Source organism: Streptomyces sp. CBMA291 (genome assembly GCF_014596525.1).
In the GTDB taxonomy this organism is placed as follows: domain Bacteria; phylum Actinomycetota; class Actinomycetes; order Streptomycetales; family Streptomycetaceae; genus Streptomyces.
The window spans coordinates 1-24,444 of sequence record NZ_MSJP01000108.1; the positions used below are offsets into that span (position 1 = coordinate 1).

The window sequence follows — 24,444 nt, forward strand, 5'->3', positions numbered from 1 at the left end:
TGGGCCTCGCCCGCGCCATCCGGCTCGTGGCCCATGCCAGGTCCCGCATCCGCAGGTCCGGCGCCCCAGACCCCGCATCCGCAGGTCCGGCGCCCCCAGGCCCGGCACCTCCAGCCCCTGCACCCCCCCCCCCCCCCCGCCCCCCCCCCCCCCCCCCCCCCCCCCCCCCCCACCCCGCCCGCCGCCCCCGCGCCCGCCGCCCGAGGCCGAGCCGCCGCCCCGTACGACCAGTTCGTGGTCGCCGATCCCGGTCGGCTCGCCGGGTCTGACCGGGAGCTGGCCGCCGCCCCGGGGGCGTAGCAGCAGCTCGCCCGCGCCGTTGCGGCGCAGCACATGGGCGGCGGAGGAGCCGCCGCCGGAGAGGCGGCGGAGGGTCGGGGGTGCCCCGTGGGGGTCGTCGACGGTGAAGGCGAAGGCGCCGCCGGGGCTCTGGCCTCTGCGGATGGTCAGGGAGTCCAGTTCCTGCCCGTCCCGGCGCAGTACGAGCGTGACGCCCGTGAGGTCGCGGCGGCGGCGCCGGGCGGCGAGGCGGATTCCGGCGAGGACGCCCACGAGGAGGAGGACGGCCGCGCCCGCGACGACGGCCTTCCACCACCGCTCCCACCAGGTCGGCGGGGCCTTCACCCGGATGTCGAGGAAGGCGGCGTTGAGGGCCCGGTCGCCGTCGGTGGTGTCGATGGCGACGACCCTGCCGCCGAGTTCGCCGAGGGGCGTGTCCTCGCCGAGGCCGATGGTGAAGGGGACCCGGGTGGCCTGGTTCGGCGGGGCGGTGACGGTCGCCGGGGCGACGGCGAGTTCCGCGCCCGGGATCTGGTCGGCCAGGGCGAGGCGCAGGGTGTGCGGGGCGGAGTCGTTGTTGGTGACGTCGAGGGTGCCGTGGACGGTGCCGCCGGGGTACACGGTCGTCGCGTCGGTGACGATCCCGGCGGTCACGAGCGGGACGCCCGCCGCCGCGCGGGCGTGCAGCGGGCGCCGGTCGGAGGTGATGCCGGGCGCCGCCATGCGGGTGCGGAGTTCCAGGTCGCCGGTGGCTCCGGCGGGCAGGGTGAACGTACCGGTGAACCGCACGTCGGCGGCCTTGGCGTCGGGGGCCTTGCCGTCGTCGGCGAGCCGGAAGCCGACGGGGCGGAAGCCGTCCCCGCTGAGTTCGGCGGTGACCGCGAGCCCGGTGAGCTGGCGCGGATCGGTGATGACGACCCCGCGCCGGGTCTGCATCCGCACCTCCACCTTGACCGGCTCGCCGGGGCGCGGGGAGGCCGGGTCGAGGACGACGGTGGAGCGGAGGCGCCCCTGCCAGATGGCCCGGACGGCGACCTCGCGGTCCCGGTGGCCCTCCGGCGCCTCGATGTGCACCCGCCAGCGGCCGGGCAGCGGGTTCTTGACGCGCAGCGCCTCGACGGGGCCGTTCTGGCCGCTGACCTCGAAGACGGAGCCGTCGAACTCGCCCCGGGCGGGGACCTTGCGGCCGGCCGGATCGTAGTAGGTGACCCGGACCTTCGGGTCGTGCTTGGCGACGGTGAGGGAGCCGTCGGTGGCGATGGGCGGGATGGTGACGGTCAGGTCGGCGGGGGGCTTGCCGACGGTGCCGTTGGCGATCCGGGCGCAGCGGGCGGCGGCGAAGGTCTCCTGGAGTGCCTGGTCGATCCCGGCGGAGGTGTCGACGACCCGCATGTGCGGGATGGCGCCGGGGATGTCGGAGCAGGCGCCTTGGTAGCCGCCGGCGGCCATGGCGCCGAGGGCGGACCGGTCGATCTCGCCGCCGAAGCCGAGGGGCCAGATCTGGACTCCGGCGCGCCGGGCGCGGGCGAGTTCCTCGGTGAGCCTGCGGGCGCCGTTGGCCTGCCGGCTCTCGCGGTCGGTGCCGTACTCGGGGCTGTCGGCGACGTCGAGCTTCCCGTCGGTGAGGAGGAAGACGACCTTCGGGACGGGGACCTTCGGGGCGGCGGGCTTCGGGGCGGCGGGCTTGCCGCTCGCGGGGGCGTCCTGGGTGAGCCGGGTGACGGCCTGCCGGACGGCGGCGGGGAAGTCGGTGCCGGGGCCGATGCGGTCACGGTCGCGGCGGTTCAGCTGCTGGACGCAGGTGCTGAGCCGCTCGCGGCCCGCCGCGTCGGCGACAGTCGGTTCGCAGATGTCGCGTACGGGCGACTGGCCGGCCTTCTCCGAGCTGCCGAAGCCGATGACGGTGGCCCGGGAACGTTCCGATATCTCGCCCTGGACGAGCAGTCCGGCCGCCTCGGTCTCACGCGCGAGGTCCTTGTCGGCGAGGCTGGCCGACTGGTCGACGACGACGGCGAAGTCGAGCGGATCGGGCCCTTCGACGGGGTCGGCGGAGGCGTACGGGGCGAGGGGGGCGCCGGGGGCGTGCGCGGAGGCGTACGGGCCGGAGAGGGCGACGAGCACCCCGGCGAGGAGCAGCAGGCTCCCCTTGGTGGTCCACTGCATGTTCTCTCTCACCACAGTTCGCTGAGGAGGGCCAGGAGGGCGCCGAGCGCGAGCGCGAAGACGCCCAGGCGCAGCCACCGGTACTTCGCGGCGAGCACGAGGCCGTGCACACCGGCCTGTTCGAGAAGCCAGTCGGCGGAGCCGGAACCGGAACCGGCGAGCCGGGCGCGCAGCGCGGCCCCCGAAGGGCCGGTGGTCAGCTCGCGCAACAGGGTGCGGTCGGCGCCGACGCGGGTGCGGGGCAGCACCACGGAGACGAGCATGACGACGCCCGCGGTCCACAGCACGCCCGCCACGAGCAGGACCACGAGTCCCGGCCCCTCGGTGGGCAGCGGGCTGCGCTCCCCCGAGAAGACGACGGCGAGGAAGGCGAGCGCGCCGGAGAGCAGGATCGCGGCCTTGGTGTCGGCCCGCCCTATGTCCTCACGGACGGTGGAGAGCAGATGCTCGGCCATGAACTTGAGCTCTTCTTCGGGAAGTACGGGAACGGGTCGCGGCGCGGATCCCGGCCCGCTCTCCGACCCGGCCCCGACGACGGAGCCCCGCCCTGGCCCCGCCCCACCCCGGGCCACGGCCCCCGGCGAGGCTTCGGAAGCGGGGTCCCGGGCGGGACCCGGCACAGGACCCGGTGGCGAGCCCGTAGGGGAGTCCGCGGCGGGGCCCGTAGGGGGGTCCGGTGCCGGGCCCGGCACGGTCATGTCTCGTCCCAGTCGTCGAAGGCGGAACTGGCCCTGCCGGGGCGGGAGGTCCGCCGGGTCCGGTCGCCGCCCTCACGGTCGTAGGGGTCGTCCCGGTCGTAGCGGTCGCCGCGCTCGTAGGAGTCCGTCCGCCCGTCGGGGTCGTCCTGGTCGTACCGGTCGTGGCCGCCGTCTCCTCGGCCCGGGTGGGGGTCGTCCCGGACATCGTCACGGCGCTCGCCCCGGTGACGCGACCGGCCCCGCTCCCTCCCTCGTTCCCGCTCCCGCTCCCGCTCGGAGCCCGACTCGACGCGGGTCGGTTCGTAGACCCGGGGGTCGCGCGGGGCGTCCCCGTGCTCCTCCTCCCCGTGCTCCTCCTCCCCGTGCTCCTCGTCCCAGTCCGGGAGGCTCGGTTCGGGCAGGGCGGGGCCGGGGTCGAGACGGCGGCGCCCGGTGTCCCCCGGCGGGTTGAGCACCCGGGTGGTGATGTCGTTGAGCACGCTGCCGGTCTGGGTCCGCAGATACATGAGGACCTGGTACATCTGCTCGCCGATGTCGTGCCGTTCGAGGACCCCGGTGTCCAGGAGCCGGTTGAAGACGGCCAGGTAGTCGTCCTGGCCCTCCCGCCGCTCCTGCTGGAGCTGGTTGCGGATCTCCCACTGCTTCTCGGGGTGCATGGCCATGTGGTGGGCGATCTGCGCGAGGTCGCCGCGCTGGAACAGGGCCTCCAGTTCACGGGCCCGCTCGGCGACCAGGGACCGCGCGGCGGCGTCCCGGCGCCGCTCGGCCTCGGCCACGCGCTCGTCGGCCTCCATGGCGACGTCGGCCCGGTCCCGCCGGGAGACCTCCGCCTTGACGGAGTCGTCGAGGTCGATGAAGACGAGGACCCGGGTCTTCAGCCCGATGTCCCGGCCGAAGGCGAGGCGCCCGGTGTTCAGTTCCTCCCGTACGGCCTCGTCGGCGCGCTGCGCCTCGGTGATCCGGAACCTGCGGGAGAGCCTGCGCAGCCCGTCGAGGAGTTCGTCGTGCAGGAACTCGGCGATGTCCTCGACCTGTTCGCGGACGACGAGGTGGGGATCGGTCACCATCCACTGGACCTTGGCGACGGCCTCGAAGAAGACACCGTCCCCGGCGGCCGGCAGCCGGAGCCGGAACTCGGTGACGTTCCGGCCCAGACGGACCTCGAAGACGGTGTACGGGACGCCGAACAACGGCTTGTTCACGTCCTCTACGCGGTCCGGCCAGACGATCCGATGGCCGCCGTTGCGGTAGAGGAGGACGGCCGCGACCCGGCCGCTCCTGCGCCGGTACGGGGGCGCGAACTCGCCGATCAGCGGGCCGCGCGGACGCTCCCACGCGGCGGAACCGGAACCGGAACCGGAATCGGCGTCCCGGTCCCGGCCCGTGCCCTCGCCTTCGCGGCCCGCGTTCCGGCCCGCGTTCCGGTCCCCGTCACGGTCGCCGTTCCGGTCGTCGAACCGCTGTCGTTCCCGGTCGTCCCCGGCGCGGGCGCGGCCGTCGCGGAGGCGCTCGTCACGGCGCTCCCGCCGGTCGCGCCCGTCGCGGTCCCGGTCGGACGCGCGGTCCCGGTCGGACCGGCGGTCCCGCTCGTCCGGTCGCGGGTTCCCGTGCTGCTCGGACCCGGTCATCGGTTGACTCCTTCCGTCACGGCGTCCCACGTCCGGCGCGCCGCGCCACGGTCCAGGGGCCGGTCACGGTCCCTGACCAGTTCGTTCAACAAGCCCCTGAGCCGGTCGCGGTCCCTGCGGTCCACCGCGAGGAGCGGCAGGAAATCGCAGACGTGCCCCAGCGACTCGGGGTCCTTGGCGGCCCGCCGCAGCAGACCGCCCAATGCCTCAAGGGCTGCTTCCCCGGATCGGGCCGTGGCCAGCGCGTGCTGTAGCAACCAGGCCAGTTGAGGGGCGAGTTCCGGACGGGTGGCGAGCAGGGCGACGAGCAGCGGGCGGGCCGCGTGCCGGTCGAGTTCGGGCACCTCGCGCAGCCCCCACAGATGGGTGGTGCGGGTGCTGAGCGCCCGGATGACGGAGAGGTGCACGAGGTTGGCGAGATTGAGCCGCCCGTCCTCCAGCCACTGCCGCAGCCGCAGGAGCACCGGCTCGGGTTCGCCGGAGGCGAGCAGCCGCGCCACGCTGAAGGAGGCGGGCACCAGGACGTCGCCGTCGGTTGCCTCCCGGGTCCTGACGACCCGGGCCAGCGCGTCGAGCGAACCGTCGACGCTTCCGGCGGCCAGGACACCGCCGTGGGCGAGCAGCGCGGTCCTGACCAGGGAGTCCTGGCCCGACTTCGCCCATTCCTTGAGCACGTCGGCCACGGCGGGCCGGACGCGCGGGTCGCGGGCCGCCTCGGCGAGGGCGGTGGCGGCGGCCATCCGGGCCACCGGCTGGTCGGCGGCGGCGAGCGGCACGATCAGTTCGCGAAAGCCGTGGATCCAGTCCCAGGAGCAGAGCACTCCGGCCGCGATGGAGGCCCGTACCCACACCTCGGGGCGCGAGTCGTCGCAGAGCGCCCGCAGCCAGCGGGCCACCGGGCCGCGCACGTTGTGGTAGCCGTGCCAGACCTCGCCGAGGACGGCCCTGGCCAGCGCCTCGCCCTGGAAGCGCACCGCCCGCACCGGCACCTTGGCCGGTCCGAGGTCCAGCTCACCGTCCTCCAGGACCGCGCGGGCCCGCATCGGACGGTGCTCGGCGTGCGTACCGAACAGGCGGCGCCCCGGCGCGTGTTCGGGGTCGAGCGTGACGGCGAACTCCCAGGCCAGCAGCTCGGCCGCCTCGGCGGCAAGGCTGTAGGCGGAACCGTTGAAGACGGCGACGGCGATACGGAACGCCCCGGCTCCCAGCGCGGGCAGCGCCTCGGGGAGCACACCGGGCCGATCCGCTCCGGCGAACCACTCACGGGCCTGCGCGTGGACGAAGGAGCCGCATTCGGCCACGAGTTGCTCGTCCGTCATCTCGCCGCGCCAGTGCCGGGCGAGATGGTCGGCGAGCCGGGCGGCCTCACGGGGCCGCAGTTCTTCCAGGCCGAGGGCGGCGGTGACGTCCCGCCGCCCGGCGCGCGCCCGCGCGGCGGCGAGCGCCTCGCCGGACTCGGCGCGCAGCAGATACCAGAGGTGCCGGTGCAGGACCTCCTCGGCGGGTGGCGGCGCGCAGTACATCCCGTAGCGGCCGCGCAGCAGCCGGTCGGCGAGTTCCCCGTCCTCGACGAGGACGACACCGTAGGCGTCCCGGCCGCGCAGCAGATCGCCGAAGCGGTCCAGGTGCAGCTCGCTGAGCCGGGCCGGGGGGCGGCGCGGACCGGCGCCGTCGCCCCGGGCGGCGGGCGGCTCGATCTCGGCACGGACGTCCTCGGCGAGGAGTTCGAGGAGATGGCCGCCGTTCTCCTGGAGGACGTCCTCGGTGATCTCGTCGACGCCGTGGCGCGGGTCGAGACGGAAGACCTTGCCGCCGGTCAGCTCGTCGAGCAGGGCGAGCGCGGTGGCCTTGCGGCCGCTGCCGGGCTCGCCGCACAGGACGAGGACACGGTGGTCCCGGAGGCGTTCGCGCATCCGGGAGTAGGCGGCGGTCGCGCAGTACACCCGCCCGAGGTGGTCGAGCGTCTCCTGCGGCACGGCTCCCTGGACGAAGTGCGCGGCGCGGTCGGAGCCGTACAGGGCGAAGAACTGGTTGCCCTCGAAGACGGTGCCGTCGCCGTGGATGGTGGTGAGCCGGTCGGCGCTGCCGGCGGCCCAGGTGCGGACGGCCCAGCGGGCGGTGGCGGCGCCGCCGGTCTCGCTCTCGCCGCCGAGCGGGCCCCGGTCGGCCGTCTCGAAGACGCTGGGCTCGCGGGGCGCCTGTTCGCCGCCCTCGCCCCCGTCCCGGCGCGTATCGCCGTCGCGTCCCCCTCGGTCGCTCCGGTGCCCCCGCTCGTCCCGCTGTCCCCGGTCGTGCCGGTCGCCCCGGTCGTTTCGATCGCCGCGGTCGCCCCGGTCGTTTCGATCGCCCCGGTCTCGGTCCTCCCGGTCGCCGGGCCCTCCTCCGGGGTCGGGGTCGTCGTGCGGTGCGCCCTCGTCCTCGTCGCTCACTTCGCGTCACCCGCCCTCGGCCCGGTGTCCGCGACCGTGTCCTCGTCCCGGTCCCAGCCCCGGTCCGTCCTTCCCGGGCCGGGCGGCGGGGTCACGTTCTTGCGGATGCCGGTGAACCCGCCGTGGATGGTGTTGCCGTGGACGTCGACCAGATCGCCGCCCACCTGGTACGTACGGTTCCCGCCCCCGGACCGGGGCGTTGGGCCGTCCCCCCGCGACGGCCCAACGCCGGTCCGTGCCGCCCGCTCCCTCTCGGGCGCGGACGAGGTCGGGGGCGTGCCCGGGAACGGGGAGGGGGGCGCGGGTGCCCCCTCGTCCTCGCCCGACGGATCCCGGTCGGGCCCGGACAGCGGCGGCTCGGTCCTGCGCGGTACGTGGAACCAGGCCGTCTCGTCGGTCTCCTTGGCCCGGACGCGGGCCGCCCGGTAGTGGCGGGGCTCCACGTACGGCCCGCCCTCGGCGACCACGCTCGTGTACAACCAGTCCGAGACGACGACCAGCAGGTCGACCTCGGGCGCCCCGTCCATGAGCCGCTTGGCCGGGGGGCTGTCGCAGAGCCGGGCGGCGAGGTCCACCGCCCGCCCGACGAGACCGTGCCGGTCCTGGACGACGAGCCCCGCGTTCATCCCGATCCGCAGCCGCAGCCGCCTGCTCCGCCCCTGGTTGCAGGCGCGCAGGCTCTCGTACAGGGTGTCGATCCACCGGCCGACCATCAGGGCCGGTGGCACGTCGGGCCGCAGCGCGGCGAGCACGCCGTCCCCCCGGTCCTCCTGGTGGAAGGTGCCGGGCTCGACGCCGACGGAGTCGTACGCCTCCTCGAAGGCGGAGTACATCGCCGCCCGCTGGGCTCTCTTCTCCGCCAGGTCCAGGGTCCCGGAGCCGCAGATGTCCCCGAAGACCACGAACCGGTGGATTCCCGCCGGTTCCCCGTCCGCTCGCCCGTTCCGTACCGCAGTGCTCACTCTCGGACTCCCTGTGTGATGCCCGGTGGCGTTCGTGCCGTGGTGCCACGTCCAGACTGGCCGCGTGGCGCGGCCGGCGATGTAGCCGTTTACACACCCGGCGGAGATTCGCCCGCCGGTTCCCCGCCGGGGTGCGCGTGCCCCGCCGCGAGCAGCACCAGGACCCGCTTGTCGAGGATGACGACGGTGCGGTTCGCGGTGCGGACCACGTTCTGCTCCCGTAGCAGCCGCAGCGCCTTGGCCACCGCCTCGCGGGTGGCTCCGATGGCGGCGGCCAGATCGTGCTGCGGCAGCGGGAGTTCGAGTACGGTTCCGGCGCCGTCCCGCCGCCCGGCGCGCTCGGCCAGCTCGACGAGCCGGGCGGCGAGGCGCTGGAGCACGGTCTCGGAGGCGAGCGAGCGGCGCTCCACGTCGGCACTGCGCAGCCGGGTGGCCAGCTGGCGCAGGATCAGCGAGGTGGCGTGCGGCCGGGCGGCGAGGAAGCGCCGGAACCGGTCGCCGGAGATCGCCACCGCCTCGACCCTGCCGAGGGCGGTGACGGTGGCGCTCCGCGGGCGCCGGTCGACGGCTGCCAGGTCGCCGACGACCTCCCCCTCGCCCCGGAGGGCGAGGATGAGGCGCGAGCCGCGTTCGGTGCCGACGGAGACGACGGCCCAGCCGGAGAGGAGCGCGAGGACGTAGACGCTGGTGTCGCGTTCGCGGATCATCACCTCGCCGGAGGCGTAGACGCGGCGGGCGCCCTCGGCGAGCAGCGTCGTGCGGTCGGCCGGTGGGAGGGCGTGGAGAAAGGCCCTGTCCTGGCCGAAGAGACTCACCCTCGCTCACCCCTGTACCGTCCTCGGGCCCTCCGGGGAAGACCGCCGCCGGTGATCGACCGGCCCGCTCGCGGGTACCTCCCCGTCCCATCCGCCGTATGGCGTCACAGTATTGACGCTGCGTCACGTCATGGGGTGAGAACGCTAGAGGGTGCAAAAGAAGGCGTCAACGGTTACGGGGGGCGCGTGGGAGCGCTGCCCCCGGACATCCCTGCGCCCCCTGCGAAGACCGCGTGAAGCCCCCTCGAAGACCTTGCGAAGGCCCGACGGGGGCGGGCGGGGGCGGTGCGCGGGAGCGGAGAGGCGGTGCGGGCCTGCGGGACGGGGGGCGGTGGCGGGGGCACCGGGACGGAGGGCGGGGACTTCAGGGCAGGGGCGTCGGGGCAGGAGCTTCGGGGCAGGGCCCGGCCGTACGGTTCCCCCCGCCGGGGTGGGAGGAGCCGGCCGCAGAAGGGGCGGCAGGGCCCGGCCAGGTCCCCCTGGCGCGGGCCCCGCCGTCTCACAGTCTCGGGTCCACCGGCTCCGATTCCAGGGCGAGGACCGCGAAGACCGCCTCGTGGACCCGCCACAGCGGCTCCCCGTCCGCGAGCCGGTCGAGTGCTTCGAGACCGAGCGCGTACTCACGGAGCGCGAGCGAACGCTTGTGCCCGAGGAAGCGCTGCCGCAGCCGCTCCAGGTTCTCCGGCCGGGTGTACTCGGGTCCGTAGATGATCCGCAGATACTCCCGGCCGCGTACCTTCACGCCCGGCTGCGCGAGCCGTCCCTTCCTGTCGCGGACCAGTGCCGCCAACGGCTTGACGACCATGCCCTCACCGCCCGCACCGGTCAGTTCCAGCCACCAGTCGATGCCCGCGCGGACCGAGGTCTCGTCCCCGGTGTCGACGAACAGCCGCCGGGTGACCTGGAGGAGCCCGGTCGGGTCGTGCTCCACGAGCCGGTCGAGCCACCCGAGCTGGCTGTCGTGCGGCTCCCCCGCCAGCGAACGCCCGCGCACCGCGAGGAGCTGGAAGGGCGCGAACCGCACCCCTTCCAGGCCCTCGGTCGGCCAGCAGTACCGGCGGTAGGACTCGGTGAACGCCGCCGCGTCCACCGCCCGCTCCCGCTGCCGGGCGAGCAGCCCGCCGACCTCGCCGACCCCACGCGCCACGGCTCGTTCGAGCGCCGAGACCGCCGCGGGCAGAACCGCGCCCGAGGCCGCGCCGACCGCCGCGTACTGGGCGCGCAGCAGCCCGGTGGACTTGAGCGACCATGGCATCAGCTCGCCGTCGAGGATCAGCCAGTCGGTGTCCAGCTCGTCCCAGAGCCCGGCGGCGCCGATCGCGCTCCGCAGCCGTGCGAGGACCTGCTCGGTGACCTCCCGGTCGTCGAAGAAGGGCCGTCCTGTCCGGGTGTGGAGCGCGCCGGTCACCCCTTCGTGGTCGATGCCGAAGCGCTCGCGGGCCACGACGGCGTCCCGGCAGACCAGGGCCACGGCCCGGGAGCCCATGTGCTTCTCCTCGCACACGACCCGCTCGACGCCGTCCGCCCGGTACTGGGCGAAGGCCTCGGCGGGGTGCTCCAGATAGCCCTCCTCCTTCGAGGTGGCGGTCGGCGCCATCGTCGGCGGCAGATAGGCGAGCAGCCGGGGGTCGACCGCGAACCGGCTCATGACCTCCAGAGCCGCCGCCGCGTTCTCCTCCCGTACGGCGACGTTGCCGAGCCGCCGGGTCTCGACGGTCCGCCGTCCGTGCACGTCGGTCAGGTCCAGCGGGCGCGCCGGGTGTCCGTCGGGCGTCTCGCCCGCGAGCGGCCGGATCGGCTCGTACCAGACGCGTTCGGCCGGTACGTCGACCAGTTCGCGCTCGGGCCAGCGCAGCGCGGTCATCCGCCCGCCGAACACGACTCCGGTGTCGAGACAGAGGGTGTTGTTGAGCCAGGAGGTGTGCGGCACGGGGGTGTGGCCGTAGACGACGGCGGCCCGCCCCCGGTAGTCCTCCGCCCACGGGTAGCGCACCGGCAGGCCGAACTCGTCGGTCTCCCCGGTGGTGTCCCCGTACAGCGCGTGCGAGCGGACCCGTCCGGAGGTGCGGCCGTGGTACTTCTCCGGCAGCCCGGCGTGGCAGACGACGAGGTCGCCGCCGTCGAGGACGTAGTGGCTGACCAGCCCCTCGACGAACCGTCCGACCTCGGCCCGGAACTCCTCGCTCTCCCGGCCCAGTTGCTCGACCGTCTCGGCCAGACCGTGGGTCACCTGCACCTTCCGGCCCTTGAGCAGGCGGCCGAGCTTGTTCTCGTGGTTCCCGGAGACGCACAGGGCGTCGCCCGCCGCGACCATCCCCATGACCCGGCGCAGCACCCCCGGCGAGTCCGGCCCCCGGTCGACGAGGTCGCCGACGAAGACCGCCGTACGGCCCTCGGGGTGGTGTCCGTCGACATAGCCGAGCGTGGCGAGCAGGGTCTCCAGCTCGGACCGGCAGCCGTGGACGTCCCCGATGACGTCGAAGGGCCCGGTGAGGTGGCGCAGATCGTTGAAGCGGCGCTCAAGGACCACCTCGGCGGCTTCGACCTCCTCGACGGAGCGCAGGACGTGGACCTTGCGGAAGCCCTCGCGCTCCAGTCCGCGCAGCGAACGCCGCAGCTCGCGCCGGTGCCGTGCGATGACGTGCGCGGGCATGTCCGCCCGGTCGGGCCGGTGCGCGTTGCGCTCGCGGCACACGTCCTCCGGCAGATCGAGGACGATCGCGATGGGCAGCACATCGTACGAACGGGCCAGCTGGACGAGTTGCCGCCGTGCCTCCTGCTGCACGTTGGTCGCGTCGACGACGGTCAACCGCCCGGCGGCGAGCCGCTTGCCCGCGATGTGGTGGAGGACGTCGAAGGCGTCCCTGCTCGCCGACTGGTCGTTCTCGTCGTCGGCGACAAGGCCCCGGCAGAAGTCCGAGGAGATCACCTCGGTCGGCTTGAAGTGCCGCCGGGCGAAGGTCGACTTGCCGGAACCGGTGGCCCCGACCAGCACCACGAGGGACAGATCGGTGACGGGAAGCGTACGGCGCTGGACGGTGTTCACGCCTGTCCCTCCTTTTCCTTGGCCGGATCGTCGGCGCGGGTGAAGACGGCCATCTGGGTGGGCGGCCCGACCTCGGGGTCGTCCGGTCCTACGGGGGTGAACCCGACGCCGTACCCGTACCGTCCCGCGACCGATTCCGCCCAGCCCCGGAACTCCTCACGGGTCCACTCGAACCGGTGGTCGCGGTGCCGGACGTGTCCGGCGGGCAGCGATTCCCAGCGCACGTTGTACTCGACGTTCGGCGTGGTCACCAGGACCGTACGCGGCCGGGCGGAGCCGAACACCGCGTAGGCGAGGCCGGGCAGCCTCGGCAGGTCCAGATGCTCGATCACCTCGCTGAGCACGGCCGCGTCGTAGCCGACGAGCCGCTTGTCGGTGTACGCCAGCGAGCCCTGCACGAGGGTGACGCGGGCGGCCTGCCGCTCGCCCATCCGGTCCAGTCGCAGCCGTCGCGCGGCGACGGTCAGGGCCCGGACGGACACGTCGACCCCCACGATCTCCGTGAACCGGGCGTCCTTGAGCAGCGCCTGCACCAACTGTCCCTGGCCGCAGCCCAGATCGAGGACCCGGCTCGCTCCCGCCGTCGTCAGGGCGGCGAGGATCGCTCCCCGCCGCTGCTCGGCCAGCGGCACCGGCTTCTCCTCGGTGTCCGCCGACTCGTCGACGGCGTTGTCCACGTCCTCGACCTCCAGCCCCTCGGCCTCGGCGAGCCGCACCAGCTCAAGGCGCTCGTTCGCCTCCCGGGCCAGCCCCCGGCGCCGGGAGAGGTACCGGTCCGTGATCAGCGCCCGCTCGGGGTGTCCGGCGAGCCAGCCGTCCCCGGCGCGCAGCAGCTTGTCGACCTCGTCGGGCGCGACCCAGTAGTGCTTGGCGTCGTCGAGGACCGGCAGCAGGACGTACAGCTGGTTGAGGGCGTCCGCGAGCCGCATCTCGCCTTCCAGGACCAGCCGCACATACCGGGAGTCGCCCCACTCGGGGAACCGCTCGTCCAGCACCACCGGCTCCGCCTCCACGGAGTCCCAGCCCAGCGGCCCGAACAACGCGCGCACCAGGGCCGCACCGCCCCTCGCGGGCAGGACGGGCACCTCGACACGGAGCGCGATCGGCGCCTCGGCCCGCTCGGGCAGGGCCTTGCACACTCCGTGCAGCGCCGTCTTGAAGACCCGCGCGAGCGCCACGGCCAACAGCGAGGACGCCGCGTACGGCCGGTCGTTCACATACTGCGCGAGCGCGGAGTCCGGGGCGCCGCCCCGGCCCTTGCCCTTGCCGCGGCGCACCAGCGCCACGGGGTCCACCTCCAGGAGTAGCGCCGCCGTACACCGCTCGTCGCCCGCCTCCGGGTAGAAGACGTGCGCGGTGCCATGCGCGGTCGAGAACGCCTGCGTCCGCTCGGGATGCTTGTGCAGCAGAAATCCGAGGTCGGTCGCGGGTCGCTCCGGGCTGCCGGTCGTACTGATGGGTCAGGAACACCCCACCGAGTATGTCCACCACCACCCGCTCTGACGAGGCATTTTCCGGGAGGGGCACGCCTCTTCATCGGTTTCGGTACGCGTCGAGCGCCGCACCGAGACGCCTGATCGCGGAGGGGCCCACGCGGCAGCAGCCGCCGATCAGACGGGCCCCCGAAGCGGCCCAGCCGAGGGCTCGGCCCGGATCGAAGGCAGGGCCGCCGCGCCACTCCCCCGTTCCGGCGTCCCACCGCTCCCCGCTGTTCGGGTAGACCACACCCGGCCGTCCGGTCACGGCCACCGCCGACCCCACGGCCTCCCCCGCCTCCGCCGGGTCACAGCAGTTCACCCCGACCGCCACGACCTGCTCGTTCCCCTCGGCGACCGCGAAGGCCTCCGCGAGATCCTGCCCGGCCCTTGTCCTGCCTCCCTCCACCGTGTACGAGAGCCATACGGGCACCCCGCACCCCTCGGCCGCCCGCAGCATCGCCTCCGCCTCCACCGCGTCCGGCACCGTCTCCAGGGCCAGCACATCCGGCGCCGCCCCCGCGAGGACCTCGATCCTCGGCCGGTGAAACGCCTCCAACTCCCGTACGGACAGCCCGTACCGTCCCCGGTACTCGCTCCCGTCCGCGAGCATCGCGCCGTACGGTCCCACCGACGCGGCCACCCAGACCTCGTCGTCGGTCCGCTCCCCGGCCGCCCGCGCCAGCTCCACGCTCCGGACGAGCAGCCGCGCCGCCTCCTCCCTGCCGACTCCTCGCCCGGCGAAGCCCTGGAACGTCGCCTGGTAACTGGAGGTGACGAGCACCCGGGCGCCGGCCCGTACATACGCCGTGTGGGCCGCCTCGATCCGCTCGGGTCCGTCGGCGAGGAGCCGTGCGGACCAGAGCGCGTCCGAGAGGTCGCAGCCCTGGGCCTCCAACTCGTTGGAAAGCCCGCCGTCGAGGAGGAGCACGTCCTCCGCGAGGGCCTCGGCCACCGTACGGACCGGCTTCATCGGACCGCCCCCGCTCAGCCCAGCTGCGACTGGACCCGGGCGGAGATCAGCTCCAGGTGGTCCAGGTCGTCCAGGTCGAGGACCTGGAGGTAGACCCGGGAGGAACCGATGGCCGCGTACCGTCCGAGCTTCTCGACGACCTCGTCGGGCGAGCCCGCGAGCCCGTTCTCCTTCAGTTCGTCCACGTCCCGCCCGATGGCCTCCGCCCTCCGGGCCACCTCCGCGTCGTCCTTGCCGACGCAGACGACCAGCGCGTTGGAGTACACCAGGTCGTCGGGCGCCCGCCCGGCCGCCTCTGCGGCGGCCCGGACCCGGCCGAACTGCCGCTCACTGTCCTCCAGGGAGGCGAACGGGATGTTGAACTCGTCCGCGTACCGCGCGGCCAGGCGCGGCGTGCGCTTCGCGCCGTGTCCGCCGACGAGGACCGGGATCCTGTCCTGCGCGGGCTTGGGCAGCGCGGGCGATTCGGTGAGCCGGTAGTACTCGCCGTCGTAGTCGAAGGTCTTGCCGACCTCTGTCCGCCACAGACCGGTGACGATCGCCAGCTGCTCCTCCAGCCGGCCGAACTTCTCCTTCGGGAACGGAATGCCGTAGGCCTGGTGCTCCTCCTCGAACCAGCCTGCTCCGAGGCCCAGTTCGATCCTGCCGCCGGACATCCGGTCCACCTGGGCGACCTGGATGGCGAGGACACCGGGCAGCCGGAACGTGGCGGCCGTCATCAGCGTCCCCAGCCGGATCCGCTTGGTCTCCCGGGCCAGCCCGGCCAGGGTGATCCAGGCGTCCGTCGGCCCGGGGAGCCCGTCGGCGGCCCCCATCCGGAGGTAGTGGTCCGAGCGGAAGAACGCGTCGAACCCGAGGTCCTCGGTGGCACGGGCCACCGTGAGGAGGGTGTCGTAGTCGGCCCCCTGCTGGGGCTCCGTGAAGATGCGAAGGTCCATGCCTCCATCCTGCACCGCCCGGTGCCTGTCAACCTCCCCGTCAGCCTCCGGTCGGCCCCGGCTCGGCCGGGTGAACATTCCGGGCACCCGGCTGACCGCCCGGCCCGGCCGGTGACCGTCGCCCGGCACCCCTCGTTCTGCCCGGCGGAGCCGGACCCCCCGGCCCGCGCGCCTGCGGCCGATGCCGGTGCGCCGCTCTCTCCCGTACTCCCGTCCTCGGCGGCGGGGCCGGGCCGAGGAGACCGCCATGTCCCAGGATGCCGCGCCGGAGCGGGCCGTACCCGAGCAGTCGACGCCACGATCCGCACCCGGTCCGCAGCCCTCCGGTGCCCCCGGAGGGCTGCTCCGGCGGATGGAGGAACTGATGGCGGCGCTCACCGCCGACCTCACCCGATGGGACGCCGACCTGCGGCCCGCCGCCGACGCCCGCCAGGAAGCCGAGCACGGCACCGCGAAGCGCGACCCGGCCGGCCAGGCACCGGGCCGAGGCGCTTCCGACGACGGCGCTCCTGGCCACGGTGCTCCTGGCCACGGCGCTCCCCGCCACAGGGCTCCCCGCCACGGTGCTCCCGCTCCCGGCGACGAGCCCTCGGGCCCCGACGCTCCGGGGCGCGGCACTCCAGGCCCCGGCACCCCGGGCCCCGGCACTCCAGGCCCTGGCACTCCGGGCTGCCACGCGGCGGACCACGACGAGCCCGAGCAGCACGAGCACCACCGCTTCTAGAGCACCTCCCACGCCTTCCACGCCGCCTCCCGCTCCCTCCACGACGCCTCCCGTCCACTCCTCACCGGCCCGACGCCCCTGGCGCCGGACTCCGCCTGCGTCTCTTCGGATTCCGCTCCCCTCACGACAGGCCCCGTCCGAAACCCTCCCGGTCGCGCGCGCGGTCGGGAGGGCGGGCCCGTTCTCCTTCCCGGACCGCGAGGCGGTGCAATATCCCCCGCACCCGGTCGCTCGACTCGTCCGCCGCGTCGATGGCCTCGATACAGGCCCAGTAGAGCCCCTCCTCGTCGGTGGCACAGGCCACCCCGACCAGCGCCATGCCCACCTCTCCGAGAAGCGACCCCAGCGCGGTCAGCGCCCTCTGGGGGTCCGACACCTCCGTCAGCCGGGCCGCCCTCGGCCCACCGTCGCCCCACGCGGGGGACTCCCCGATCTCGCTCAGCCCCCGCGCCTCGCCCCGCAGCTCCTGGGGCCCGCAGAGCGCCAGCCGATTCCCTATCGCCTGGGCCAGCGCCTGCGCCTGCCAGGCCTCCGCCACGATGTCCTGCGCCGTTCCGCTCTCCGCCAGCGCCTGCCGGCCGAGTGCGATGAGCCGTTCCGCCTCCATCAACACCGCCCCCGTTCACACGACTTGTCCGCCCATTCATTCCATTACCCAGAGTGAGGCGACCTGAGCCCCAACAGCAGAGGAATTCGGAAATCTGTGGACAGGCAGCCCGATGTGGACAAGTCGATCACTCCGAAGAGTGACGACCTTCCTCCGAAAGGCCTGAAGAGGCCTCGGGAGGGGCCTCTTCAGGCGTCTTCTCGGCGGCCTCCCTTCCCCCGCCCCTCCTCCGTACGGGAAAGCGGACCTCGTTCCGCTCGATCTTGGCCGCGAGCGCCTCCAGCGGGTTGACCCCGAGGACCTCGCAGAACTGGAGGAGATAGGCGAGGACGTCCGCGACCTCGTCGGCGACCCGGTGCGCCGACTCTGGGTCGTCCATCACCCGCTCCGCCTGCTCGGGCGTCAGCCACTGGAAGATCTCCAGCAGTTCGGACGCCTCCACGCTGAGGGCCGCCGCCAGGTTCTTGGGAGTGTGGAAGGGCTGCCAGTCGCGGGCGGCCGCGAACGCGGCCAGCCTGCGCTGAAGTCCCACTACGTCGTTGTCCGTCACCCGATCAGGTCTACCACCCGCCCGCCGGGTGACGGGTCCCGACGAGGCCGACGACGGCCGCCCCTCACTCCGCCAAATCGACCACCGTCACTCCCGCCGTCCGGCGTGCCTCCTCCGCGGCCCGCTCGCCGACCGTGCCCGTGAGCCGGATGTGTCCGTCGGCGGCGATGTCCACGGCGAGGTCGAGCAGCCCGCGCACCTGCCGGACGTCGAGTCCCCGGTCGAAGCCGTCCATGAGCAGGGTCAGGCACTGCATCGCGTCGGGCACCTCGGCGATCCGGTCCATCGCGAGGACTCCGGGGCCGGTGAGCAGGGTGAGCGCGAGGGCCAGGTAACGCAGTTCACCGTCGCCGAGACGGCTGAGCGGGGTGACGGGCCGACCGCCTCGTTCGAGGACCGCCCGGACGAGCCCCTCCGGCAGTTCCTGCACGCCGAGCCCCGTGACCGGACCCACGCACCCCGCCCTCGACACGGACGCGAGGCGCTGATGGCGGCGCGGGCAGTCGGTGTGGGTGCGGTGCAGGACCTCGGCGAGGTTGCCGCAGTCGCGGTGCAGCCGCCCTTCGCCCGGGGGCACGGGGGCCCGCATTCCCTCCGGCCGGGGGTCGCAGGCGAAGACCGACCGGAGCCCGATGACGACCTGTTCGGCGGCGGCGAGGACTTCCAGCTGTCCTCGGGTCTTGCCCGCGACCCGCAGCGGCAGCAGGGCCGTGCCGAGAAGGTCGTCGGGGAACGGAGCGCGGGTGACCGGTGTGGTGCCCGCCGTGCGCCACTCTGCCTGGACGCTGGAACGGCCTGGGTCGCGGAGGGCGGTGGCGAGCAGGGTGTGGCCTCGGCCGGTGAGGCGTTCGCCGACGATACGGAGCTGGGGTTCGGCCTGGATCGCGAGGTCGAGGTGGACGGGGCCCTGGGGCCCGTCGACGGTGCATCCGATCCGGAAGCCGCGCCTGCCCTGGGCGTCGGGGCGGGCCCATTCGGGGACGCAGTCGGCGGCGTCGGGGAAGACCTCTTCGAGCGGGTCGCCCGCGCCGAGCCGGGAGAGGGCCTCGTACGCCCTGAGGGTGGTGGACTTTCCGCTGCCGCTGGCGCCGGTGAAGAGGGTGACGGGTCCCAGCGAGAGGACGGCGGCGCGGTGGCCCGCGAAGGCGGAGAGACGCAGTTCGGTGACGGCGGGCCGGGTGAGGGTGCCTTCGCCGCCGCCCCCGGTCCGCCGCTCACGCGGAGCGAGAGCGGCGACCGGAGGGGTGGCGACCGAAGGGGTGGCGGCCTGAGCGGTGGCTACAGGCGGGATGGCGACCGGAGCTGCCGGGGCCGGGGCGGCGAAGGCGGGAACAGTTAAGGCCCGGACAGCCGGCACCGGACCGGCCGGGTCCGGGTTCTGTGCGGCCGAGGCCGGGACAACCGGGATCGCGGCGGCCTGGTCCGGGACTGCCGGGGCCTGTGCGGCCTGGTTAGCGTCCGAGGCGGCTTGGGCCTGGGGCGGACCGGCCTGGGCGGGAACGATCGGGGGCGGACCGGCCTGGGCCGGGACGACCGGGTTCGTGCCGACCGGGCCGGCGGGGGCCGGGGCAGGGTCGGCCTGAGCGGAGGCGACGGGGGATGGGACGTCTGACGTACGGGCGAGCGCGGAGCCGCCGGTGAGATCCATGCCCGGACCGTATGCACTCCATGCACTGACGAACCGTTACGTCTAGATGACCTTCCTACGATCGAGGGACGCTGGCGGCCTTGCCGCCCATCACCTCGTCCTCGCCCTCTCCCACGATGCCCTCGACCTCCGTACCCGCGGGGGCGAGCAGGAAGACGTTCCGGTCGACGCGGTGCATCCCGCTGCCGAGCCCGAAGACCACGCCGCTGCTGAAGTCGAGGATGCGCTTGGCGACCTCGGTGTCGGCACTCGTAAGATCGAGGAGCACCGGGATCTGGGCAATGAGGTACTCGGCGACCTCGCGTGCGTCTGCGAACACCTGCACACGGATCACGACCATGCGGCGCTGTTCGGCGGATTCGTACTGCTCGGGGATCGTGCGGTGGTCGACCCTGGACGGCCATTCGTCGCGACCGCGCAGGGGCACGACCTGGGCGAGGCCCTCCCACTGCTCGTCGGTGACGTCGTACCTCTCGTACCTACTCATGGCCCCATCCTCCCGCTCCTCACCCGTTCGGCCCAACAACGACACGAGGTGATGACCGGGGACGACGCGCGGGGCGCGGGCCCCGGGCGCCGTGGGAGGTTCCGCGAAGGCTACGCGAAGATCTTGGAGAGCCTCCGGAGCCCTTCCCTGATCTCGTCCGCCGAGTGCGTGGTGAACGAGAGCCGCATCGCGCCCGGGTCCGGCTCGCCGCAGAAGAACGGCGCTCCCGGCACATACGCCACCTCGTGGCCGACGGCGGTCGCGAGCAGCGTCGTCGCGTCGTATCCCGCGGGCAGGGTCGCCCAGATGAACATGCCGCCCTCCGGCCTGTTCCACCGGCTGCCCTCCGGCAGCGCTCCGGCCAGCCCGTCGAGCATCGCGTCCCGGCGCTCCTGGTAGGCGGCGCGTATCACGGCGACATGCGCGTCGAGGTCGCTGTCCCGCAGGTAACGCGCGGCCGCGGCCTGGTCGATGGTCGAGGTGTGCAGGTCGGCGGCCTGCTTGGCGATCACGCAGGCGCGTCGCAGCCCGGCGGGGGCGCGCAGGTAGCCGAGGCGCAGCCCCGGTGCCATCACCTTGGAGAAGGAGCCGATCAGGGCGGTGCGGTCGGCGGCGACGGGGTCGGCGGCGACGAAGGGGACGCGCTCTCCTTCGTAGCGCAGCTCACCGTACGGGTCGTCCTCGACGATCCAGAAGCCGTGGCGTGCCGCGGCGGTGGCGACGGCGTGGCGCCGCTCGGCGGGCAGGGTGCGGCCCGTCGGGTTCTGGAAGGTGGGGACGAGGTAGAGGAGGGTGGGCTGCTCGCGGACCGCGATCTCTTCGAGCGCCTCCGGGATGATGCCCTGGTCGTCAGTGGGGACGGGAACGATCCGGGCGCCCGCGAAGCCGAAGGTCTGGAGGGCCGCGAGGTAGCAGGGGTCCTCGACGAGGACGACGGAGCCGGGCTCGACGAGCGCGGTGGTCAGGAGCGTGAGGGCCTGCTGCGAGCCGGTGGTGACGAGCAGGTCGTCGGCCTCGGTGGGCAGATCGCGTGCGGTGAGCCGGGCGGCGACGGCCGTACGCAGTTCCGGGTCGCCCTCGGTCGTCGAGTACTGGAGCGCGTACTGCGGGTTCTCCGTCAGGGCGCGGTCGTACGCGGCCCGGAGGCCCTCGACGTCGAACAGTTCGGGGGCCGGGAGGCCGCCCGCGAAGTTGATCACCTCGGGCCGCGCGGTGAGTGCCAGGATCTCCCTTACCGGCGACGGACCGACGTCGGCCAGCCGGGAGGAGACGGCCGGGACGGGGGCGGCGGAAGGGACATGGGGGGTCGCGGGCGCGGCGGCAGAAAGCATGCTGTCAGCATATAGAGCGCCAAGGCACTGTCCAGATCCCGGGATTCCCTTCTGTCGCAGGCGAGTTGGGGTCGTCAGGGCCGCTGACCAGGGCGGGGCTCCGGGGCGCTTCGAAGCCGTCCGTCAGGTCCGGCGCGGGGTGGGGGCTGGTGGGGGTGTCCTCGTCGATCCCTACCCGCCGACATCCCGGCCGGAAACCACCCGGATGATCGAACGCATGCTCGTCGCATCCGTGTCCGCCGTCGCACTCGCCGTGGTGCTGCTCTGCGCCGTCGCCCGCCCGTTCGGCCTGCCCGAGGCCGTCTTCGCCGTACCCGCCGCCGGGGTCGTCCTCGCCGTGGGTGCGATCACCCCCGGGGCGGTGCGCGAGGAGGCGGAACGTCTCGGTCCGGTGATCGGCTTCCTGGCCGCCGTCCTCGTCCTCGCGAAACTCTGCGACGACGAGGGGCTCTTCCAGGCGTGCGGCACCTGGACGGCCCGCTGGGCCGACCACAGGCCACACCGGCTGCTGGGCGCCGTGTTCGCCCTGGCTTCGTCGATCACCGCCGTCCTCAGTCTGGACGCGACGGTCGTCCTGCTCACTCCGGTGGTGTTCGTGACCGCCACCCGGATGGGCGCCCGCCCCGGACCGCACGTATACGCGAGCGCCCACCTCTCCAACACGGCCTCGCTGCTCCTGCCCGTGTCGAATCTGACGAACCTGCTCGCGTTCACGGCGAGCGGTCTCGGATTCACCCGGTTCGCCCTGCTGATGCTGCTCCCGTGGCTCACCGCGATCGCGGTCGAGTACGCCGTCTTCCGCCGCTTCTTCGCGCGCGATCTGGCCGCACCCGCGACCCCGGCCACTCCTCCCCCGGCAGCACCGCTTCCTCTGTTCGCCCTGCTCACCGTGGCGGGGACCCTCGGCGGCTTCGCGGTGGCCTCGGCGGCGGGGGTCGACCCGGCGTGGGCGGCGGCAGCGGGCGCAGGCGTCCTCGCCGTACGCGCGCTGGCCCGTCGGCGTACGACTCCGCGGGCTCTCGCGCGGTCGGCGGCGCTGCCGTTCCTCGCGTTCGTCCTGGCGTTGGGCGTCGTCGTACGGGCCGTCGTCGACAACGGTCTCGGGTCGGCCCTCTCCCACGTCCTGCCGGACGGCACCTCCCTTGCCGCGCTGCTCGGGATCGCCGCGATCGCCGCGGTCCTCGCCAACGTCATCAACAACCTTCCCGCGACCCTCGCCCTGGTCCCGCTGGTGGCGCCCTCGGGCCCGGGGGCGGTGCTCGCCGTGCTGCTCGGGGTGAACATCGGACCGAACCTCACCTACGCGGGCTCCCTCGCCACCCTCCTCTGGCGCCGCATCACCCAGGAGCACGGGCACCCCGTGGCCCTGCGGGAGTTCACCCTCCTCGGCCTCCTGACGGTTCCGGCAGTGCTGGCGTCGTCGACGGTGGCGCTGTGGCTGTCGCTCCGGCTCAGCGGCGGCTGACGGTCCCGTCCGGCCCTGCCGACCCGCGAGTTCCTCGCCGTCCCGGGAACCCCGTGACCCGCTGCTACGTTCTACACCAACGTAGAAGTTATCGACGTCTGGAGTACTCATGGCCCTGTGGGACCGCATCAAGGAATCCGCATCGACGATGCAGACCCAGCTGGTGGCGAAGAAGAACGACCTGAAGAGCGGCGCGTTCCGGGACGCGAGCATGGCCATGTGCGCGCTGGTCGCCGCCGCCGACGGCACGATCGACCCCGCCGAGCGCCGTCGCGTCGCCCAGCTCATCGCGACCAACGAGGTGCTTCAGAACTTCGACGCGATCGACCTCCAGCGCCGCTTCGACGACAACCTGAACAAGCTGACCGCCGACTTCGACTTCGGCAAGGTCAGCGTGCTCCAGGAGATCGCCAAGGCGAAGAAGAAGCCGGCCGAGGCCCGTGCCGTGGTCCAGATCGGCATCGTGATCGGCGGCGCCGACGGCGACTTCGACAAGACCGAGCAGGCGGTCGTCCGCGAGGCGTGCTTCACCCTGGACCTGCCGCCGCACGAGTTCGACCTGTAAGGGACGGCTCGGGGAGAACCCTTCCGGGCCGGGCGACCGGCCCGGCGGGGCGGGCGGGCGACCCCGTACGAGAGGGGGCGCCCAGCCCAGCCCGACCCTGCCGCCAGGGCGTCAGGCCCGCACCGATGCCCGGCGACCGGTCCGCACCGCGCCCTCCTGCGACCGGTCACAAGAAGGCGGGCCGCTCGCGCCGAGAGCCCGCCGCACTACATCGGCGCCGCGACCCCGCGCAGGACGAGGATCAGCGTGACCGCAGAGTTCGCGGAAGCCAGCGCGGACACTGTCGTGCCGAAGGCGGCGCACCACGCGGCCAGCCCTGCGGCTGTCCAGGCCGGCGGCCAGGCCCGGCCGGCCGGGGCCGGACGCATCAGGGCCGCGACTCTGCGGGGCACCGGACCCGCGCCCGCCAGGGCGGGAAGCGTGGCGGCGGGGGCGCGGGGCGCCAGCAGCGCCGCCTTGCCGATGGCGCGGGCGACGGCGCGACGGCTGCCGACCTCGGCGGCCGCCTCCTCGTCGGCCCAGCGTTCGGCGGTGTACGAGACGGCGGTACGCAGCGGCCGCAGGAACGGGTTCGCCCGCGCCGCGAGAAGGACCGTCAGAAGATGCCGGTGATGACGCCCGGCCAGATGGGCGCGCTCATGGGCGAAGAGGGCACGTCGCTCGGCCGAGGTCAGCCCGGTGAGCATGCCGGTGCTGACGACGATCCGCCCACGTCCGCCGGGCAGCGCGTACGCGTACGGAGTGCGGTCCGGCAGTACCGCGACGGATGTCGGCGGCAGCCCGGCGAGCGCGCCCGCCGCCCGGCGGCGCATCCGGAGCTGACGCCAGGCCGCCACTCCGCAGGAGACGAGGACCGCGAGGAGGGCGGGGATCGCCGCGCGACCGACGATCTCGTCGTACGGAAGGGCCGCCCGCACATCAGGGTCGGACCAGCTGTCGGGGAGCGGGTTGCCGGGCAGTTGGGCGGTACCGACGATCATGAGCAGGCCGAGACAGAGCGTGCTGCACACGGCAAAGACGCCCGCGACGGCGGAGAGCAGCCGGGTGGCGGTCCGGGGATCGAGCCGCTGTTCCGCGAGGCGGGCGACCGGCCACGCGGTGAGCGGGAGGACCAGGGGGAGGAAGACGAAGACGCCCATGACGGTCAGCCTTCCTCCTCCTCGGCGTTCTGGGCGAGGAGTTCACGAAGGAGTCGCTCTTCGTTCGGCGAGAGTGCGGTGACGAAGCTGGCCAGGACCGCCTGACGATCGGCTTCGGCGTCCAGCACCCGGCGCATGCGCAGGGCGGCGAGCCCGGCTTCGTCGGCGACGGCCGTCCAGTGGAATGAGCGTCCGGCGCGCTCGCTTTCGACGGCACCCTTCGTCCGGAGACGGGTGAGGATGGTGATGACGGTGGTGTAGGCGAGGCCGCCGCCGAGGCGCTCGCGCACCCAGGCCACCGGGACCGGTTCGGATGCCTCGCGCAGTGCGGCGAGCACCTGGGTCTCCAGTTCGCCCTGTGCTCGTCTGCGCGGGAAGGGCCCAGCCCCACCCTCGCTCCGGTCCGTCATTCGTCGCCCTCCTCGGCTTCGGATCAGCGACTCATCGTACTGAACGGCCGCGTCCCCTAGGGGAGTCAATGGGTGACAACACCCATATCCCCCAGGACTTCCGCGTGGAACA

At 73.8% G+C, this 24,444-nt stretch carries 20 protein-coding genes; 3 read left to right on the plus strand and 17 right to left on the minus strand.

The genetic code is table 11. The features are described from left to right. The 10 genes from BU197_RS26410 to BU197_RS26455 all read right to left on the minus strand — a co-directional run. Window positions 1-2,442 (minus strand): vWA domain-containing protein (locus tag BU197_RS26410; protein WP_223184138.1); only part of this gene is annotated, 2,442 nt, incomplete at its 3' end. Window positions 2,443-2,450: 8 nt separating this feature from the next. Further along, window positions 2,451-2,897 carry a Pycsar system effector family protein gene (locus BU197_RS26415; RefSeq protein ID WP_188270813.1) on the minus strand — a complete coding sequence of 149 codons (447 nt, stop codon included), beginning with the start codon at window positions 2,895-2,897 and terminating at the stop codon, window positions 2,451-2,453. Window positions 2,898-3,136: 239 nt separating this feature from the next. Next, window positions 3,137-4,768: a hypothetical protein gene (locus BU197_RS26420; RefSeq protein WP_188270814.1), complete on the minus strand. Its 1,632-nt coding sequence runs from the start codon at window positions 4,766-4,768 to the stop codon at window positions 3,137-3,139. Next, on the minus strand, window positions 4,765-7,197 hold the full coding sequence (locus BU197_RS26425; RefSeq protein WP_188270815.1) for a hypothetical protein: 2,433 nt from the start codon (window positions 7,195-7,197) through the stop codon (window positions 4,765-4,767). The genes BU197_RS26420 and BU197_RS26425 overlap by 4 nt, the downstream gene beginning before the upstream one ends. Then, window positions 7,194-8,159, minus strand: coding sequence for a hypothetical protein (locus tag BU197_RS26430; protein WP_188270816.1), 966 nt, complete (start codon window positions 8,157-8,159; stop codon window positions 7,194-7,196). Before BU197_RS26430 ends, BU197_RS26425 begins: the two co-directional genes overlap by 4 nt. A gap of 89 nt (window positions 8,160-8,248) precedes the next feature. Continuing rightward, window positions 8,249-8,974 (minus strand): Crp/Fnr family transcriptional regulator, encoded by a 726-nt coding sequence (locus tag BU197_RS26435; protein ID WP_188270817.1) that lies wholly within the window; start codon window positions 8,972-8,974, stop codon window positions 8,249-8,251. A 499-nt stretch (window positions 8,975-9,473) separates the two neighbouring features. Further along, the gene (locus tag BU197_RS26440; RefSeq protein WP_188270818.1) at window positions 9,474-12,020 is read right to left on the minus strand and encodes a polynucleotide kinase-phosphatase; all 2,547 of its coding nucleotides are present in this window, start codon (window positions 12,018-12,020) and stop codon (window positions 9,474-9,476) included. Next, the gene (locus tag BU197_RS26445) at window positions 12,017-13,477 is read right to left on the minus strand and encodes a 3' terminal RNA ribose 2'-O-methyltransferase Hen1 (RefSeq protein ID WP_188270855.1); all 1,461 of its coding nucleotides are present in this window, start codon (window positions 13,475-13,477) and stop codon (window positions 12,017-12,019) included. Before BU197_RS26445 ends, BU197_RS26440 begins: the two co-directional genes overlap by 4 nt. Window positions 13,478-13,553: 76 nt before the next feature. After that, a complete protein-coding gene (mmuM, locus tag BU197_RS26450; RefSeq protein WP_188270819.1) occupies window positions 13,554-14,468 on the minus strand; it encodes a homocysteine S-methyltransferase in 915 nt (304 codons plus the stop codon). A gap of 14 nt (window positions 14,469-14,482) precedes the next feature. Further along, entirely contained in the window at window positions 14,483-15,406 is a 924-nt protein-coding gene (locus BU197_RS26455; protein ID WP_188270820.1) for an LLM class F420-dependent oxidoreductase, read from the minus strand. 247 nt (window positions 15,407-15,653) lie between these two features. On the opposite strand from BU197_RS26455, the gene BU197_RS26460 reads away from it, so the two are divergent. After that, complete coding sequence (locus BU197_RS26460; protein ID WP_188270821.1) at window positions 15,654-16,130, plus strand: hypothetical protein; 477 nt, start codon at window positions 15,654-15,656, stop codon at window positions 16,128-16,130. A 121-nt stretch (window positions 16,131-16,251) separates the two neighbouring features. Here BU197_RS26460 and BU197_RS26465 read toward each other — a convergent pair whose 3' ends face one another. The 5 genes from BU197_RS26465 to BU197_RS26485 all read right to left on the minus strand — a co-directional run bounded on the left by BU197_RS26465 (window position 16,252) and on the right by BU197_RS26485 (window position 20,753). Continuing rightward, complete coding sequence (locus BU197_RS26465; protein ID WP_188270822.1) at window positions 16,252-16,737, minus strand: DUF6099 family protein; 486 nt, start codon at window positions 16,735-16,737, stop codon at window positions 16,252-16,254. 127 nt (window positions 16,738-16,864) lie between these two features. After that, window positions 16,865-17,287: a nucleotide pyrophosphohydrolase gene (locus BU197_RS26470; protein ID WP_317452135.1), complete on the minus strand. Its 423-nt coding sequence runs from the start codon at window positions 17,285-17,287 to the stop codon at window positions 16,865-16,867. A gap of 64 nt (window positions 17,288-17,351) precedes the next feature. Next, window positions 17,352-18,644: an ATP-binding protein gene (locus BU197_RS26475; protein ID WP_411158538.1), complete on the minus strand. Its 1,293-nt coding sequence runs from the start codon at window positions 18,642-18,644 to the stop codon at window positions 17,352-17,354. A 346-nt stretch (window positions 18,645-18,990) separates the two neighbouring features. Then, window positions 18,991-19,422 carry a cell division protein SepF gene (locus BU197_RS26480; RefSeq protein ID WP_188270823.1) on the minus strand — a complete coding sequence of 144 codons (432 nt, stop codon included), beginning with the start codon at window positions 19,420-19,422 and terminating at the stop codon, window positions 18,991-18,993. A 110-nt stretch (window positions 19,423-19,532) separates the two neighbouring features. Beyond that, on the minus strand, window positions 19,533-20,753 hold the full coding sequence (locus BU197_RS26485; RefSeq protein ID WP_188270824.1) for a PLP-dependent aminotransferase family protein: 1,221 nt from the start codon (window positions 20,751-20,753) through the stop codon (window positions 19,533-19,535). A gap of 217 nt (window positions 20,754-20,970) precedes the next feature. Between BU197_RS26485 and BU197_RS26490 the strand changes: the two genes are divergently transcribed. Both BU197_RS26490 and BU197_RS26495 read left to right on the plus strand, forming a co-directional pair. Continuing rightward, on the plus strand, window positions 20,971-22,218 hold the full coding sequence (locus BU197_RS26490; protein WP_223183041.1) for an SLC13 family permease: 1,248 nt from the start codon (window positions 20,971-20,973) through the stop codon (window positions 22,216-22,218). A 109-nt stretch (window positions 22,219-22,327) separates the two neighbouring features. Continuing rightward, window positions 22,328-22,783, plus strand: coding sequence for a tellurite resistance TerB family protein (locus tag BU197_RS26495; RefSeq protein WP_188270826.1), 456 nt, complete (start codon window positions 22,328-22,330; stop codon window positions 22,781-22,783). 206 nt (window positions 22,784-22,989) lie between these two features. On the opposite strand, the gene BU197_RS26500 is transcribed toward BU197_RS26495, so the two are convergent. Continuing rightward, on the minus strand, window positions 22,990-23,922 hold the full coding sequence (locus tag BU197_RS26500) for a M56 family metallopeptidase (RefSeq protein ID WP_188270827.1): 933 nt from the start codon (window positions 23,920-23,922) through the stop codon (window positions 22,990-22,992). A 5-nt stretch (window positions 23,923-23,927) separates the two neighbouring features. Continuing rightward, entirely contained in the window at window positions 23,928-24,332 is a 405-nt protein-coding gene (locus BU197_RS26505) for a BlaI/MecI/CopY family transcriptional regulator (RefSeq protein WP_188270828.1), read from the minus strand. Window positions 24,333-24,444 lie beyond the last annotated feature (112 nt).

Excerpts from the sequence above, each read along its gene's own strand:
- BU197_RS26500 (WP_188270827.1), bottom strand. The coding sequence starts at position 23,922 with ATGGGCGTCTTCGTCTTCCTCCCCCTGGTCCTCCCGCTCACCGCGTGG.
- BU197_RS26495 (WP_188270826.1), top strand. The coding sequence starts at position 22,328 with ATGGCCCTGTGGGACCGCATCAAGGAATCCGCATCGACGATGCAGACC.
- BU197_RS26505 (WP_188270828.1), bottom strand. The coding sequence starts at position 24,332 with ATGACGGACCGGAGCGAGGGTGGGGCTGGGCCCTTCCCGCGCAGACGA.
- BU197_RS26465 (WP_188270822.1), bottom strand. The coding sequence starts at position 16,737 with ATGGAGGCGGAACGGCTCATCGCACTCGGCCGGCAGGCGCTGGCGGAG.
- BU197_RS26480 (WP_188270823.1), bottom strand. The coding sequence starts at position 19,422 with ATGAGTAGGTACGAGAGGTACGACGTCACCGACGAGCAGTGGGAGGGC.
- BU197_RS26455 (WP_188270820.1), bottom strand. The coding sequence starts at position 15,406 with ATGGACCTTCGCATCTTCACGGAGCCCCAGCAGGGGGCCGACTACGAC.
- BU197_RS26415 (WP_188270813.1), bottom strand. The coding sequence starts at position 2,897 with ATGGCCGAGCATCTGCTCTCCACCGTCCGTGAGGACATAGGGCGGGCC.
- BU197_RS26490 (WP_223183041.1), top strand. The coding sequence starts at position 20,971 with ATGCTCGTCGCATCCGTGTCCGCCGTCGCACTCGCCGTGGTGCTGCTC.
- BU197_RS26420 (WP_188270814.1), bottom strand. The coding sequence starts at position 4,768 with ATGACCGGGTCCGAGCAGCACGGGAACCCGCGACCGGACGAGCGGGAC.
- mmuM (WP_188270819.1), bottom strand. The coding sequence starts at position 14,468 with ATGAAGCCGGTCCGTACGGTGGCCGAGGCCCTCGCGGAGGACGTGCTC.
- BU197_RS26460 (WP_188270821.1), top strand. The coding sequence starts at position 15,654 with ATGTCCCAGGATGCCGCGCCGGAGCGGGCCGTACCCGAGCAGTCGACG.
- BU197_RS26485 (WP_188270824.1), bottom strand. The coding sequence starts at position 20,753 with ATGCTTTCTGCCGCCGCGCCCGCGACCCCCCATGTCCCTTCCGCCGCC.